Here is a 12,552-nt window from a genome sequence, read left to right on the forward strand (position 1 = left end):
ACTCGGACCACGATCGCCCAGGTCGTCACTCGTGTAACGGGTGAGCGAAACCAGGTGAGAAACGGAAGACACCACTATGACGATGACAGATCCGGTCGCAGACATGCTGACCAGACTGCGCAACGCCAACTCGGCGCACCACGACACGGTCTCGCTGCCCGGCAGCAAGCTGAAGTCGCACATCGCCGAGATCCTCAAGCGCGAGGGCTACATCTCGGACTGGGCGGTCGAGGACGCGCGCGTCGGCACGACGCTCACGCTCTCGCTCAAGTACGGGCCGAACCGCGAGCGGTCGATCGCCGGCATCAAGCGAGTCTCCAAGCCCGGCCTTCGCGTGTACGCGAAGTCCACCGAGATCCCGAACGTTCTCGGCGGCCTCGGCGTGGCCATCCTGTCGACCTCCTCGGGTCTCTTGACCGACCGCGAGGCGATGAAGAAGGGCGTGGGTGGGGAAGTCCTCGCCTACGTGTGGTGATCTGACATGTCACGAATCGGACGCATGCCCATCGACATCCCCAGTGGTGTCGACGTGAAGATCGACGGCCAGGCCGTCACAGTCAAGGGCCCGAAGGGCGAGCTCGGCCTCACGGTCGCGCAGCCCATCCGGGTCGCCCTCGACGACAACCAGGTCGTCGTGACCCGACCGGATGACGAGCGCGACTCGCGCTCGCTGCACGGCCTCACGCGCACGCTCATCCAGAACCAGATCATCGGCGTGACCCAGGGATACACCAAGGGTCTCGAGGTGGTCGGCACCGGATACCGCGTGCAGTCGAAGGGCGCCGCGGTCGAGTTCGCGCTCGGCTACTCGCACTCGATCACGGTCGACCCGCCCGCCGGGATCACCTTCACGGTCGAGGGCAACAACAAGCTCACCGTCAGCGGCATTGACAAGCAGGCCGTTGGCGAAGTCGCGGCCAACATTCGCAAGCTGCGCAAGCCCGAGCCCTACAAGGGCAAGGGTGTGCGCTACGCCGGCGAGGTTGTCCGTCGCAAGGCCGGAAAGGCTGGTAAGTAATCATGGGTCTCGGAACAAGAGGCAAGAGCAAGACGGCCGCCAAGGGCCGCCGTCACGCGAGGCTGCGCAAGCGCGTCACGGGCACGGGGGAGCGCCCCCGCCTCGTCGTCACGCGCTCCGCTCGCCACGTCTTCGTGCAGGTCGTCGACGACACGCAGGGTCGTACCCTCGCGAGCGCGTCGACCATGGAGGGAGACCTCCGCACGTTCGACGGAGACAAGACTGCTAAGGCGCGCAAGGTGGGCGAGCTGCTCGCTGAGCGCGCGAAGAAGGCCGGTGTGGAGGCTGTCGTCTTCGACCGGGGCGGCAACCGCTACGCAGGACGCGTCGCGGCGATCGCCGATGGAGCTCGAGAGGGTGGGCTGAGCCTGTGACCGAGAACGCGAAAGACCAGACCGTGGCTGCCGCTGAGGCTCCCGTGGAGACTGCTGCGTCGTCGGAGACCGCGAACGAGCCCCGTGAGGCGCGTCGCGGCGGTCGCGAGCGCAACCCCAACCGCGACCGTGGGTCGCGCGATAGCGAGAAGAGCCCCTTCCTCGAGCGCGTCGTCACGATCAACCGCGTCTCCAAGGTCGTCAAGGGCGGGCGTCGCTTCAGCTTCACCGCGCTCGTCGTCGTCGGCGACGGCAACGGCATGGTGGGCGTCGGCTACGGCAAGGCCCGCGAGGTGCCGACCGCGATCTCGAAGGGCGTCGAGGAGGCGAAGAAGAACTTCTTCCGCGTGCCTCGCGTAGCCCAGACGATCCCGCACCCCGTGCAGGGCGAAGCCGCTGCGGGTGTCGTGCTCCTGCGCCCCGCCGCTGCGGGTACCGGTGTTATCGCCGGTGGTCCCGTGCGCGCCGTGCTCGAGTGCGCCGGCATCCACGACGTGCTGAGCAAGTCGCTCGGTTCGTCGAACACGATCAACATCATCCACGCGACCGTGGCGGCGCTCAAGCAGCTCGAAGAGCCGCGTGCTGTCGCCGCCCGCCGTGGGCTCGACTTCGAGGATGTCGCTCCTGCGCGCCTCGTGCGCGCCGAGGCCCTCGCGGCCGAGGCGGCAGCCGGAAAGGGTGGTGCCTGATGGCCGCGCAGCTCAAGGTCACTCAGATCAAGTCCGTAATCAGCGAGAAGCAGAACCAGCGCGACACCCTGCGCAGCCTCGGCCTCAAGCGCATCGGCGACAGCGTCGTGCGCGAGGACACCCCGGCGAACCGCGGGTACGTCACCAAGGTTGCTCACCTCGTCAAGGTCGAGGAGATTGACTAATGGCAGAAGACAAGAAGGACGAGGCCGCGAAGGCCCCGGCCAAGAAGGCTCCCGCGAAGAAGGCCCCGGCCTCCTCGAGCACGAGCAAGGCGTCGGCTGACAAGCCCGCCGCTGCGAAGAAGGCTCCGGCGAAGGCAGGCGCTGACAAGCCGGCCGCTGCGAAGAAGGCTCCGGCGAAGGCCGCGGCTGACAAGGCTCCGGCGACGAAGGCCCCGGCCAAGAAGGCGCCGGCGAAGGCCGCCGCTGAGAAGCCGGCCGCCGACAAGCCGGCTGCTGCGAAGAAGGCACCAGCCAAGAAGTCTGCGGCGACCTCGAGCGCGGCTGCGTCGGACTCGACCGCTGAGAAGGCTCCCGCCAAGAAGCCCGCAGCGAAGAAGGCGTCATCCGACGTCGCACGCGCGCAGGTTCTCAAGGTGCACCACCTCCGCCCCGCGGCGGGCTCCAAGAAGGAGCGCACTCGCGTGGGTCGCGGTGAGGGATCCAAGGGCAAGACGGCCGGTCGCGGTACCAAGGGCACGAAGGCTCGCTACTCGGTGCGCCCGGGCTTCGAGGGTGGAAACCTGAACTTCGTCATGCGCCAGCCCAAGCTGCGCGGCTTCACGAACCCGTTCCGGGTCGAGTACCAGGTCGTGAACCTGGAGAAGCTCGCCGAGCTGTACCCCCAGGGTGGCGAGGTCACTGTGGGTGACCTGGTCGCCAAGGGTGCTGTGCGCAAGAACGAGAAGGTCAAGGTTCTGGGCTCCGGCGACATTGCGGTTAAGCTCACTGTGGCAGTCGACAAGGTCTCGCGCTCCGCGGAGCAGAAGATCGTCGCCGCTGGCGGTTCCATCAAGTAGCCGCTCGGGTGGCCCTTCGGGGCCACCCGCCACCGGCCCGAACGGGCCACAGCAGCTTTCGCCGCCGGGCGGGAAGATGCTCATGTCGTTACTACGGGAGGTCTCGTGTTCAGAGCAATCGGGCGGATCTTCCGCACGCCAGACCTGCGCCGGAAGATCGGTTTCACACTCGGAATCGTCGCGCTCTTCCGCCTGGGTTCCTTCATCCCCGCGCCGTTCGTGGACTACCAGAACGTGCAGCTGTGTCTGGCGGGCAACGAGGGAGCCACGGGCCTGTACCAGCTCGTCAACCTGTTCAGCGGCGGGGCGCTCCTGCAGCTGTCGATCTTCGCGCTCGGCATCATGCCCTACATCACCGCGTCGATCATCACGCAGCTGCTGCGCGTCGTCATCCCGCACTTCGACACCCTCCACAAGGAGGGCCAGGCCGGTCAGGCCAAGCTCACGCAGTACACGCGCTACATGACGATCGCGCTCGCCGTGCTGCAGTCGACGACGCTCATCACCGTCGCGCGAGCCGGAGCGCTCTTCCCGACGACGAGCGGTGTCGCCGAGTGCAGCCAGCTCATCACGAACGACGCCTGGTACGCGATCCTGCTCATGGTCATCACGATGACCGCCGGCACGGGCCTCATCATGTGGCTCGGCGAGCTCGTCACCGAGCGCGGCATCGGCAACGGCATGTCGCTGCTCATCTTCGTCTCCATCGCGGCGACGTTCCCGTCGGCGCTCTGGTCCATCGCCGTCACCTCCGGCTTCGAGATCTTCCTGCTCGTCCTCGCGCTCGGCATCCTCGTGATGGGCGCGGTCGTGTTCGTCGAGCAGTCGCAGCGCCGCATCCCCGTGCAGTACGCCAAGCGCATGGTGGGTCGGCGCACTTTCGGCGGCAACAACACGTACATCCCCATCAAGGTCAACATGGCCGGTGTCGTGCCCGTCATCTTCGCCTCGTCACTGCTGTACCTGCCCGCGCTCGTCGCGCAGTTCAACCAGCCGGCGGCGGGGGAGACCGCGCCGGAGTGGGTCGTCTGGATCCAGAACAACCTCGTCTCCGGCGACAACTGGATCTACATGGTCGTGTACTTCCTGCTCATCGTCGGCTTCACGTACTTCTACGTCGCGATCACGTTCAACCCTGAAGAGGTCGCCGACAACATGAAGAAGTACGGTGGCTTCATCCCCGGCATCCGCGCGGGGCGCCCGACCGCGGAGTACCTCGACTACGTCCTGACCCGCGTGACCCTGCCCGGCTCCCTGTACCTGGGGCTCGTGGCACTCATCCCGCTCCTGGCCTTCGCCTCGGTGGGAGCGAACCAGAACTTCCCGTTCGGTGGCGCGAGCATCCTCATCATCGTCGGCGTCGGCCTCGAGACGGTGAAGCAGATCGATGCACAGCTGCAGCAGCGGCACTACGAGGGCCTGCTGCGATGAGCGAAGCACGACTGCTCCTCATCGGCCCTCCCGGGGCGGGCAAGGGCACGCAGGCGCACGCCCTCTCCGACGCACTCGGCGTGCCGGCCATCTCGACGGGCGACATCTTCCGTGACAACGTGCGCAACGAGACCGAGCTGGGACGTCAGGCGAAGGCGTACATGGATGCCGGCGACAACGTGCCGAACTCGCTCACCAACGACCTCGTGCGCGATCGACTCGCACAGGATGACTGCGCCGGGGGCTTCCTGCTCGACGGCTATCCCCGCACGACCGATCAGGTGCGCGCCCTCGACGAGTTCCTCGCCGGCCAGGGCACGTCCATGGACGCCGTCATCGAGCTCGTGGCAGACCCCGACGTCGTCGTCGAGCGGTTGCGCAAGCGCGCTCTCGACCAGGGTCGCGCTGACGACGACGAGTCGGTCGTGCGACACCGCCTGACGGTCTACCGCGAGCAGACGGCGCCCCTCATCGACGTGTACGCCCAACGAGGCCTGCTGAGCCAGGTCGACGGCATCGGCGAGATCGACCAGGTCACGGGGCGCATCCGCACCGCGCTCGCCGAGCGCGGCATCCACGTTCCCGCGTGAGCGGCTCCGCTCGACTTGCCCCCGGGGTGCATTATCACCTAAGCTAAATCTTTGGTGCTTTCGGCACGCCTCTGGCGTGTCCGCCGCCTCTCACCCGCCGTGCAGACGGGAGTCAACAGGGCTGAGCACCGTGATCCGCACGACCAGTTCGACATTCCCCACTTTTAGCGACGAAGAGGCTATGGCCAAAAAAGACGGTGTCATCGAGATCGAAGGCTCGGTGGTCGAAGCGCTGCCCAACGCAATGTTCCGCGTTGAGTTGAGCAACGGCCACAAGGTTCTCGCCCACATTTCGGGCAAGATGCGCCAGCACTACATCCGCATCCTCCCCGAGGACCGCGTGATCGTGGAGCTGAGCCCCTACGACCTGACCCGCGGCCGGATCGTCTACCGCTACAAGTAATCGGAATCGTCGACCTGGGTAAGGAACGGCCCGAGAATCCACTCGGCGCACGAGGCCAGCGAACAAGAGAGATACGCACCATGAAGGTCAACCCCAGCGTCAAGCCCATCTGCGACAAGTGCAAGGTGATCCGTCGTCACGGCAACGTGATGGTCATCTGCGACAACCCCCGGCACAAGCAGCGTCAGGGTTAAGGCGGCACAGGCCATTTCTGGCCTGTGCAACCCCGACGCGGGCGGTCGTCTCGACCGCCCGGAGGCGACACAGCCGAGAATCTTGTCGCCGAACAACTGAATACGAACACCAGGCAGTTCCAGAACCCGCGACAGCGGGGGACACCCAGGGCGAGAGGCCTTGGCACCGGAACTGCTCCACACCTCTCACGAATCCCCTGAAGGAGCCGTCATGGCCCGTCTTGCCGGAGTCGACATTCCTCGCGATAAGCGCGTCGAAGTCGCCCTCACCTACATCTACGGCGTTGGCCGTACTCGCGCGACGCAGACGCTCGCCGAGACCGGTATCGACCGGAACATCCGCGTCAAGGACCTCACCGACGACCAGCTCGTCGCGCTCCGCGACCACATCGAAGGCACCTACAAGGTCGAGGGTGACCTCCGCCGCGAGGTCGCCGCCGACATTCGCCGCAAGGTGGAGATCGGATCGTACGAGGGCATCCGCCACCGCCGCGGCCTGCCCGTGCGCGGTCAGCGCACCAAGACCAACGCGCGCACCCGCAAGGGACCCAAGCGCACCGTCGCCGGCAAGAAGAAGGCCCGATAGTCCCCGGGTTCGCCCTGACTATCGATTCGACCTCGTTTTAGGAGAACACCATGGCAGCACCGAAGTCGGCCGCTCGTAAGCCGCGTCGCAAAGAGAAGAAGAGCATCGCCGTGGGCCAGGCCCACATCAAGTCCACCTTCAACAACACGATCGTGTCGATCACGGACCCGAGCGGCGCCGTTGTGAGCTGGGCATCGTCCGGGCAGGTCGGATTCAAGGGCTCGCGCAAGTCGACGCCCTTCGCCGCTCAGCTCGCCGCCGAGTCTGCCGCGCGTCAGGCGCAGGAGCACGGCATGAAGAAGGTCGACGTCTTCGTCAAGGGCCCGGGCTCCGGTCGGGAGACGGCGATCCGCTCGCTTCAGGCCGCGGGCCTCGAGGTCGGGTCGATCAGCGACGTGACTCCGCAGGCGCACAACGGGTGCCGCCCGCCGAAGCGTCGTCGGGTCTAGTTTTTCGACCTCAGTGACCCGACCCGAGCTCAGCTCGTGTCGGTGCTGGGGTCGCGGCGATGCGATGCATCGCTTCCAGCTCCACCGCACTCAATAACTCAACACATCCGGCGGGCCAGCCACCCGCCGCGCCACAAGTGTCATATGGCGGACACTTTGCCGAAAGGAATCCATAGTGCTCATCGCACAGCGTCCCACCCTCACCGAGGAGAGCGTTTCCGACTTCCGCTCGCGGTTCATGATCGAGCCGCTCGAGCCCGGTTTCGGATACACGCTCGGAAACTCGATGCGTCGAACCCTCCTCTCGTCGATTCCCGGAGCGGCCGTCACGAGCATTCGCATCGACGGCGTGCTGCACGAGTTCAGCACCATCGCGGGTGTCAAGGAGGATGTCACCGAGATCATCCTCAACATCAAGAACCTCGTCGTCTCGAGCGAGCACGACGAGCCCATCACGGCGTACCTGCGCAAGCAGGGCGCTGGCGAGGTGACGGCGGCCGACATCTCCGCACCCGCGGGGGTCGAGATCCACAACCCCGAGCTCGTCATCGCGACGCTCAACGACAGCGCCAAGTTCGAGCTGGAGCTGACGATCGAGCGCGGTCGCGGCTACGTGAGCGCCACGCAGAACCGCAGCGAGTTCAGCGAGGCGGGGCAGATCCCGATCGACTCGATCTACTCGCCCGTCCTCAAGGTGACCTACCGCGTCGAGGCGACCCGTGCCGGGGAGCGCACCGACTTCGACCGTCTCGTCGTCGACGTCGAGACGAAGTCGGCCATCACGCCGCGCGATGCGATCGCGTCGGCCGGCCGCACGCTCGTCGAGCTGTTCGGCCTGGCCCGCGAGCTCAACACGCAGGCCGAGGGCATCGAGATCGGCCCTGCGCCGGTCGACGCGGTGCTCTCCACCGAGCTGAGCATGCCCATCGAAGACCTCGATCTGTCGGTGCGCAGCTACAACTGCCTCAAGCGCGAGGGCATCAACACCGTGAGCGAGCTCGTCGCCCTGTCGGAGACGCAGCTCATGAACATCCGCAACTTCGGGCAGAAGTCGGTCGACGAGGTCAAGGACAAGCTCGTCGAGATGGGCCTCTCGCTCAAGGACGCCGTTCCCGGCTTCGACGGCGCGCACTTCTACGGCGGCTTCGACGACGACGAGCAGTCGAGCTAGGCCTCGCGCCGCCCTCGATCCCCACACCGTCACTGATACGAAAGAACAGACATCATGCCTCAGCCCACCAAGGGTCCTCGCCTCGGAGGAGGCCCCGCTCACGAGCGGTTGCTCCTCGCCAACCTGGCGACCGCGCTCTTCACCCACAAGCGCATCACGACGACCGAGACGAAGGCGAAGCGCCTGCGTCCGCTCGCGGAGCGGCTCATCACGTTCGCCAAGCGCGGTGACCTGCACGCGCGCCGTCGCGTCATGACCGTCATCCGCGACAAGAGTGCCGTGCACGAGCTCTTCACGGAGATCGCGCCCCTCGTCGCCGAGCGCGAGGGCGGCTACACGCGGATCACGAAGACCGGGTACCGCAAGGGCGACAACGCGCCTATGGCAGTCATCGAGCTCGTGCTGGAGCCCGTCAACCCGAAGCCCAAGAGCGCCAAGAAGTCGGCTGCCGCTGAGGCAGCATCGGCTCCGGCCGCCGCGCCTGAGGCAACCGAGCCTGAGGCCGAGGCGACGGACGCTCCGGACGCGGTCGAGAACGACGCGGATGCTCAGGCTGACGCCGTCGAGTCCACCGACGAGGCGTCGAGCGAGGACGCCTCGAGCGCCGAGGCCGACGACACCAAGTAGCACCGGCTGCCACAGCACTCGGCCCCCCGCACCCGACGGTGCGGGGGCCGTACTGTTGTGCCTGTGACCGAGAACGACCGCATTCCCCTGCGTGAGAGGGTGCAGGCTCCCTCCTCCCTCACGCTCCCCGCCGACTCCGCCCACTACCGGTGGCGCACACTCAGGCGCGATGACGCCGCCCTCGTGACGAGCCTTGCCGAACGCATGAGCGTGCGCGACCACCCGGCGTGGAGCGAGTCGCTCGAGGAGATGCGCGATGCACTCGAGCGCTCGTGGGTCGACCCGTCCGCCGATGGACTGCTGTGCACGGATGCCGGGGGAGCGGCGGTCGCGTACGGGCTCGTCACGATGCCTCCCGACCCCGAGTCGCTCGTGCGCGTCTTTCTCGCGGGAGGGGTGGACCCCACGCACCGCGGGCGGGGCATCGGGCGAACGCTCCTCGCGTGGCAGCACGATCGCGCTCGTCAGATGCTCGCCTCCTCCGACCTCGCCCTGCCGGCGTGGGTCATGAGCCATGCCGCCGAGATCGCGCCCGAGCACGGTGCACTCCTCGCACGCGAGGGATTCGAGGCGGCGCGCTACTTCACCACGCTCGAGTGCGAGGTAGCCAGTGCGCTGCCCGCGGGCCCGGCTCCCGAGGGCGGCGTGCGCATCGAGCCCTTTCGGGCCGAATACAGCGAGGCCGTGCGTGTGGCCAAGAACCAGGCCTTCGCGGACCACTGGGGCAGTCAGCCCATGGGCTCGGAGCAGTGGCAGTCGATGATCGAGCTGCCGACCTTCCGCGCTCCACTGAGCCGCGTCGCCCTCGTCGACGACGAGGTCGTCGGCTTCGTGACGTCCGAGGTCAACGAAGACGATTGGGCGCGGCAAGGCTTCAGCTCGGGCTACATCGGGCTCGTCGGCACGGTGAGGCCCTGGCGTCGCCGGGGCCTCGCGAGCGCACTCCTCGGGGCGGTACTCGAGGCGTACTCCCTCGCGGGCCTCGAGCGCGCCGTTCTGGACGTCGACACCGAGAGCCCGACAGACGCGCTGGGCGTCTACACGGCACTGGGCTTCACCCCGACGACGCGTGACGTCGCGTACCGGATCGTCTACTGAGAGGCGCTACCGCGGTCGCTGGAGGCCGGGGTTCGCTTCGTAGTCCACGAGGGGAGGCAGGTCCGCGATGCGCTGCAGCGCCGCGGCGAGAGTCTCCGTGTAGACCTGTCCGCCGGTTGGGCCAGGGTGGATCTGGTCGGGGGCGAGAAGGGAGAGCTGCGGGCTGATGGCCGCGCGCCAGTCGCTCAGCTCGACAAGCCGATATGTGCGCGCGAAGTCGACGAGGTGGGCATTGACACCCTCCGTCCAGCCGCGCGGCGCCTGCGCGCTCACGAGCACGAGCGTGCGTTCCGGACCGAGCAGCGCCCGTACCTCGTGGAGCGTCTCCGGGTCGATCGGCCCGTTCGTGCCGAGCCCGAGCACGACCGTGTCGCGCAGGCGGTCAGACTCGACGAGGGCCCTCACGATCTGCGGCGCCTGGCGCATCTGCCGGGACACGACGGCGTCGATCGCGATGCCCGGGAAGCGCTCCTGCAGCTGCGGCGCCGCCGCGAGCATGACGGAGTCCCCGATCGCGGTGATCTCGTCACCCGACGGCAGCGTGCCGGCCACCGCTGCCGCGGGCTCCTCGTCCCGCGGCAGCGGGCGCTCGGCGCGGCGCTGAGACTCCGCGACAGCGACCTGGCCGGTGGCGATGAGCTCGGCGGCCTCCGAGCGAGGCGGCGCCTGGGCGACTGCGGTGCTCGAGGCGGCCAGCAGTGCGAGAACGCCCGCGGCCGCGACGGCGCGCAGAGGGACAGCACGCGCTGCGCGAGGCGCGCGACGGAACGGCGACTCCACGAGTCGGTAGCTCGCGGCTGCCAGCAGCACCGAACCCGCGAGCGCGATCACCCCGAGCAACCAGGTCTCGCCGAGGCTCGCGCGGTCGAGCTCGGTCAGTCGCGCTCCGAGCAGCACGATCAAGGGCCAGTGCCACAGGTACAGCCCGTACGACCTCTCGCCGACCCACCGCGGTAGCGGAGCATCCAGAACGCTGACCAGCCGACTCTGCGGGCGGTCGGCGGCGGCGATGACGGCGAGAGTGAGCGCCACGGCGACGACCAGGCCGCCGCGATACGTCGCCGCGCCATCGATCGTGAGCACGAGGGAGAGGCCGACAAGGCCGAGACCCGCGAGCACACCGAGGGCATCGGTGAGGAGACGGGCGCGTGCGGGGCCGTCGCCGCCCCGCGCGCGCTGCGAGCGCAGGAGGGCCAGCGCGGCACCGGCGGCGAGGCCGAAACCGTGCGTGAGGGTGGAGAAGTAGGCGGCGGAGGCGGCGGCAGTGTCGAGGGCCGGGTCTCCGGCGACGAGGGCCATCGCCGCGGCAGACGCGGCCGCGAGCGCGCTCACGACGGCGATGCGGATGCCCGGCCGAGCAATCGCGAGCAGCGCGAGCAGCGCGACCGGCCAGAGCAGGTAGAACTGCTCCTCCACCGCGAGCGACCAGAGGTGCCGCAGCAGCTCGGGGCTCGTCTGCGTGAGATAGTCGGCCCCGGTCGCGATCGAGAACCAGTTGTAGCTGAACGTCAACGCCCCGACGAGCTGCCAGCCGATGCCCACGAGCACGTCGCCGCCCATGAGGGCCGCGAGCCCCGCGGAGACGGCGACGACGAGCACGAGGGCGGGCAGCAGTCTCCGCGCGCGCCGGGCCCAGAAGCGGCGAAGGGCGATGCGGCCGGAGCGCGCGTGCTCCTCGATGAGCAGGGTCGTGATGAGGTAGCCGCTCACGACGAGGAACACGTCGACGCCGAGGAAGCCGCCGGGCGCGAGACCCGGGAAGAGGTGGTAGGCGAGCACCAGCACGATCGCGAGCGCCCGGAGGCCGTCGAGGCCCGGCAGGCGCCGCGCATCGGCGCTCTCGACGGGTCGCGGTGTCTGGAACATGCTCCCCCGAATCGCCGTCGTCTCGTCATCGAGCCTCGGGGCGGACGACCGCCGACCCGTGCGCTCCATCGTAGGATGGTCGGCCGTGAACACTGTGCGCCTGCGGCTCGACCTCGCCTACGATGGCGCGGCGTTCTCCGGCTGGAGCAGGCAGCCCGGCCTGCGCACCGTCGAGGGAGAGCTGGGCGAGGCGCTCGCGACCATTCTGCGCCGGGGCGCCGACCCCGTCGACGCCCCGAGGGTCACGGTCGCGGGGCGCACCGATGCGGGGGTGCACGCGATCGGGCAGGTCGCCCACCTGGAGCTCTCGCCGGAGGAGTGGCACGAGATCGCCCAGCGGGACCGGCGGCGCGGCCCGCGGGAGGGCGGCCCCGAGGCCTCCCTGCGTCGCAGGCTCAACGGCATTGCCGGTCGCCACGGTGACCTCGTCGTGCGCGACGCGAGGCGCGCACCCGCCGGGTTCGACGCGCGATTCTCCGCCCTGTGGCGCCGCTACGAGTACCGTCTCGTGGATCGCGGGGGCCCGCGCGACCCCCGACGTCGCGGCCACACCTTGTGGGTCGACGAGACGCTCGATCTCGCCGCGATGGACTCCGCGAGTCGGGCGCTCACGGGTCTCCACGACTTCGCGGCGTTCTGCAAGCCGCGAGAGGGGGCGACGACCATCCGCACCCTGCTCGACTACTCGTGGTCCCGCGATGAAGACGGCGCACTGATCGGACACGTGCGCGCTGATGCCTTCTGCCACTCCATGGTGCGCGCCCTCGTCGGTGCGGCGATCGCGGTCGGCGCCGGGCGCCTCGACGAGGATGCTCTGCTCGCCGTGCTCGACGGAGCACGCCGCACCGGCGCCGCTCCCGTCGTGGGCGCGCACGGGCTCACGCTCGTCGAGGTGGGCTACCCGCCCGACGCCGAGCTGGCGGCCCGCGCCGAGCAGACCCGCGCGCGACGGGACCCCCTGCTCTCAGACGAGGTGCCTCATGTAGGAATGCCCGCGAAATGGTTCCCGTGCCCCAGTTAAGTATGCCCGCGAAG

General features: G+C 68.4%; 16 protein-coding genes and 1 pseudogene. 16 read left to right on the forward strand and 1 reads right to left on the reverse strand.

The window, feature by feature from the left end; genetic code table 11:
• Positions 1–76: 76 nt before the first annotated feature.
• The 15 genes and pseudogenes from rpsH to IE160_RS01190 all read left to right on the forward strand — a co-directional run bounded on the left by rpsH (position 77) and on the right by IE160_RS01190 (position 9,651).
• Positions 77–475 carry a 30S ribosomal protein S8 gene (gene rpsH, locus IE160_RS01120; RefSeq protein ID WP_152582686.1) on the forward strand — a complete coding sequence of 133 codons (399 nt, stop codon included), beginning with the start codon at positions 77–79 and terminating at the stop codon, positions 473–475.
• 6 nt (positions 476–481) lie between these two features.
• Entirely contained in the window at positions 482–1,018 is a 537-nt protein-coding gene (gene rplF / locus IE160_RS01125) for a 50S ribosomal protein L6 (protein ID WP_179872987.1), read from the forward strand.
• A 2-nt stretch (positions 1,019–1,020) separates the two neighbouring features.
• Positions 1,021–1,392 (forward strand): 50S ribosomal protein L18, encoded by a 372-nt coding sequence (rplR, locus tag IE160_RS01130; protein ID WP_152582684.1) that lies wholly within the window; start codon positions 1,021–1,023, stop codon positions 1,390–1,392.
• A complete protein-coding gene (gene rpsE / locus IE160_RS01135) occupies positions 1,389–2,081 on the forward strand; it encodes a 30S ribosomal protein S5 (protein ID WP_179872988.1) in 693 nt (230 codons plus the stop codon). Before rplR ends, rpsE begins: the two co-directional genes overlap by 4 nt.
• Positions 2,081–2,266, forward strand: coding sequence for a 50S ribosomal protein L30 (rpmD, locus tag IE160_RS01140; RefSeq protein ID WP_179872989.1), 186 nt, complete (start codon positions 2,081–2,083; stop codon positions 2,264–2,266). Before rpsE ends, rpmD begins: the two co-directional genes overlap by 1 nt.
• A gap of 215 nt (positions 2,267–2,481) precedes the next feature.
• Positions 2,482–3,102, forward strand: a pseudogene (rplO, locus tag IE160_RS01145) (50S ribosomal protein L15); the annotation flags it as partial.
• A 105-nt stretch (positions 3,103–3,207) separates the two neighbouring features.
• Positions 3,208–4,533, forward strand: a complete 1,326-nt coding sequence (gene secY, locus IE160_RS01150) for a preprotein translocase subunit SecY (RefSeq protein ID WP_152582681.1) — start codon at positions 3,208–3,210, stop codon at positions 4,531–4,533.
• On the forward strand, positions 4,530–5,123 hold the full coding sequence (locus IE160_RS01155) for an adenylate kinase (RefSeq protein ID WP_191151410.1): 594 nt from the start codon (positions 4,530–4,532) through the stop codon (positions 5,121–5,123). Before secY ends, IE160_RS01155 begins: the two co-directional genes overlap by 4 nt.
• 181 nt (positions 5,124–5,304) lie before the next feature.
• The gene (gene infA, locus IE160_RS01160; protein WP_066056559.1) at positions 5,305–5,526 is read left to right on the forward strand and encodes a translation initiation factor IF-1; all 222 of its coding nucleotides are present in this window, start codon (positions 5,305–5,307) and stop codon (positions 5,524–5,526) included.
• Positions 5,527–5,606: 80 nt separating this feature from the next.
• Positions 5,607–5,720, forward strand: coding sequence for a 50S ribosomal protein L36 (rpmJ, locus tag IE160_RS01165; RefSeq protein WP_152582680.1), 114 nt, complete (start codon positions 5,607–5,609; stop codon positions 5,718–5,720).
• A gap of 211 nt (positions 5,721–5,931) precedes the next feature.
• The gene (rpsM, locus tag IE160_RS01170) at positions 5,932–6,306 is read left to right on the forward strand and encodes a 30S ribosomal protein S13 (protein WP_152582679.1); all 375 of its coding nucleotides are present in this window, start codon (positions 5,932–5,934) and stop codon (positions 6,304–6,306) included.
• A 50-nt stretch (positions 6,307–6,356) separates the two neighbouring features.
• Positions 6,357–6,755 carry a 30S ribosomal protein S11 gene (gene rpsK, locus IE160_RS01175; protein WP_100823513.1) on the forward strand — a complete coding sequence of 133 codons (399 nt, stop codon included), beginning with the start codon at positions 6,357–6,359 and terminating at the stop codon, positions 6,753–6,755.
• 175 nt (positions 6,756–6,930) lie between these two features.
• Positions 6,931–7,926 carry a DNA-directed RNA polymerase subunit alpha gene (locus tag IE160_RS01180; RefSeq protein ID WP_152582678.1) on the forward strand — a complete coding sequence of 332 codons (996 nt, stop codon included), beginning with the start codon at positions 6,931–6,933 and terminating at the stop codon, positions 7,924–7,926.
• A 54-nt stretch (positions 7,927–7,980) separates the two neighbouring features.
• Positions 7,981–8,553, forward strand: coding sequence for a 50S ribosomal protein L17 (rplQ, locus tag IE160_RS01185; protein WP_179872992.1), 573 nt, complete (start codon positions 7,981–7,983; stop codon positions 8,551–8,553).
• A 63-nt stretch (positions 8,554–8,616) separates the two neighbouring features.
• Positions 8,617–9,651, forward strand: coding sequence for a GNAT family N-acetyltransferase (locus tag IE160_RS01190; protein ID WP_191151411.1), 1,035 nt, complete (start codon positions 8,617–8,619; stop codon positions 9,649–9,651).
• 6 nt (positions 9,652–9,657) lie between these two features.
• Here the strand turns inward: IE160_RS01190 and IE160_RS01195 are convergent, their stop codons facing one another.
• Entirely contained in the window at positions 9,658–11,586 is a 1,929-nt protein-coding gene (locus tag IE160_RS01195) for an acyltransferase family protein (RefSeq protein WP_224744516.1), read from the reverse strand.
• 25 nt (positions 11,587–11,611) lie between these two features.
• Between IE160_RS01195 and IE160_RS01200 the strand changes: the two genes are divergently transcribed.
• Positions 11,612–12,538 carry a tRNA pseudouridine synthase A gene (locus IE160_RS01200; RefSeq protein WP_502708752.1) on the forward strand — a complete coding sequence of 309 codons (927 nt, stop codon included), beginning with the start codon at positions 11,612–11,614 and terminating at the stop codon, positions 12,536–12,538.
• Positions 12,539–12,552: the final 14 nt, after the last annotated feature.

It is taken from the genome of Chryseoglobus sp. 28M-23 (genome assembly GCF_014789785.1).
GTDB classification, from domain to species: domain Bacteria; phylum Actinomycetota; class Actinomycetes; order Actinomycetales; family Microbacteriaceae; genus Microcella; species Microcella indica.

Bases quoted from the DNA above. Each gene is read 5' to 3' on its own strand.
- rpsH (WP_152582686.1), top strand. From the start codon at position 77: ATGACGATGACAGATCCGGTCGCAGACATGCTGACCAGACTGCGCAAC.
- rplF (WP_179872987.1), top strand. From the start codon at position 482: ATGTCACGAATCGGACGCATGCCCATCGACATCCCCAGTGGTGTCGAC.
- rplR (WP_152582684.1), top strand. From the start codon at position 1,021: ATGGGTCTCGGAACAAGAGGCAAGAGCAAGACGGCCGCCAAGGGCCGC.
- rpmD (WP_179872989.1), top strand. From the start codon at position 2,081: ATGGCCGCGCAGCTCAAGGTCACTCAGATCAAGTCCGTAATCAGCGAG.
- IE160_RS01155 (WP_191151410.1), top strand. From the start codon at position 4,530: ATGAGCGAAGCACGACTGCTCCTCATCGGCCCTCCCGGGGCGGGCAAG.
- infA (WP_066056559.1), top strand. From the start codon at position 5,305: ATGGCCAAAAAAGACGGTGTCATCGAGATCGAAGGCTCGGTGGTCGAA.
- rpmJ (WP_152582680.1), top strand. From the start codon at position 5,607: ATGAAGGTCAACCCCAGCGTCAAGCCCATCTGCGACAAGTGCAAGGTG.
- rpsM (WP_152582679.1), top strand. From the start codon at position 5,932: ATGGCCCGTCTTGCCGGAGTCGACATTCCTCGCGATAAGCGCGTCGAA.
- rpsK (WP_100823513.1), top strand. From the start codon at position 6,357: ATGGCAGCACCGAAGTCGGCCGCTCGTAAGCCGCGTCGCAAAGAGAAG.
- rplQ (WP_179872992.1), top strand. From the start codon at position 7,981: ATGCCTCAGCCCACCAAGGGTCCTCGCCTCGGAGGAGGCCCCGCTCAC.
- IE160_RS01195 (WP_224744516.1), bottom strand. From the start codon at position 11,586: ATGGAGCGCACGGGTCGGCGGTCGTCCGCCCCGAGGCTCGATGACGAG.